The following is a 1,275-nucleotide window of genomic DNA, read 5'->3' on the forward strand; positions in this document are numbered from 1 at the left end:
GGGAGTGTCAGTATTTTTGTGTTTAAGGCATTAAACGCCTGGCCGAGGATCGGTCAGGCTTGTTGATGCTATCTCAGCGATACGGGTCGGTGAAGCGTTCGGCATAAATGATGGCGAACTGGTTCATGGCGGTTTTCCAATCATGAGTGGCACCTCCCCAGGCCTCGGTAATGTTGCGCAGTACCAACCAGAGCAGCTTGGTGGCCGCCTCGTCGCTAGGGAAGTGGCCTCGGGTTTTGACCGCGCGCCGCAACTGCGCATTGATGCTCTCGATGGCGTTGGTGGTATAGATCACCTTGCGGATGGCCGGCGGGAACATAAAGAACGGGATCACGCGGTCCCAGGCCCGGCGCCAGGCATCCACGATCGGCGAGTAGCGTTGCCCCCACGGCCCCCGCTCGAACTCTGCCAGGGCCGCTAGTGCTGCCTCGACGGTCGGTGCGGTGTAAATGGGCTTGAGCGCCGCTGCCACGGTGCGTCGCTCCTTCCAACTGGCATAGTCCAGGCTGGCGCGGATAAGGTGCACGATGCAGGTCTGCAGCGTCGTGGCTGGGAACACCGCGTTCAGCGCCTGCTCCATGCCCTTCAAGCCGTCGGTGACCGCGATCAGGATGTCCTGCGTGCCGCGGGTCTTCAGTTCGTTGAACACCTTCATCCAGAACTTGGCGCCTTCGGTCTGCTCGATCCACAAGCCCAGGATGTCGCGCGTGCCGTCTGGCAGCACACCCAGCGCCAGGTACACCGCCTTGTTGCGCACCACCCCATCCTCGCGGATCTTGACTCGTAGAGCATCGAAGAACACCACCGGATACATCGTCTCCAACGGCCGGGTCTGCCAGGCGGTGACCTCGTCCATGACTGCGTCGGTCACCGAGCTGATGAACTCCGGCGAGACCTCAGTGCCATACTGCTCGGCCAGGAACCCCTGGATCTCGCGCACCGTCATCCCGCGTGCGTACATCGCGATGATCTTGTCGTCGAACCCGGTAAAGCGACGTTCGTGCTTGGGGATCAGGATCGGGGCGAAGCTGCCGTCGCGGTCCCGGGGAATGTCCACGCGCAGCGGGCCGTCGTCGGTAAGCACCGTCTTGGGGCTCTTGCCATTGCGCTGGTTGGTCGCCTCCTCGGGGCGCTCCTGGCCCTGGGCATAGCCCAGGTGGTGTCCAAGCTCAGCCCCCAGGGCCCGCTCGATCAGCGCCTTCTTGAACGCCATCGACAGGTCCTGCACCGCCTCCGCGGTCATCGGGCCTTTAACGAATTGATCTACCAGGTCTG

At 62.7% G+C, this 1,275-nt stretch carries 1 protein-coding gene; it reads right to left on the bottom strand.

Annotated elements, in window-relative coordinates; genetic code table 11:
* Positions 1–73: 73 nt before the first annotated feature.
* Positions 74–1,275: IS256 family transposase (locus tag HV783_RS29300; protein ID WP_175190345.1), on the bottom strand; the 1,202-nt coding region annotated here is incomplete at its 5' end.

Source organism: Achromobacter dolens (assembly GCF_902859745.1).
Lineage (GTDB): Bacteria > Pseudomonadota > Gammaproteobacteria > Burkholderiales > Burkholderiaceae_B > Achromobacter > Achromobacter dolens.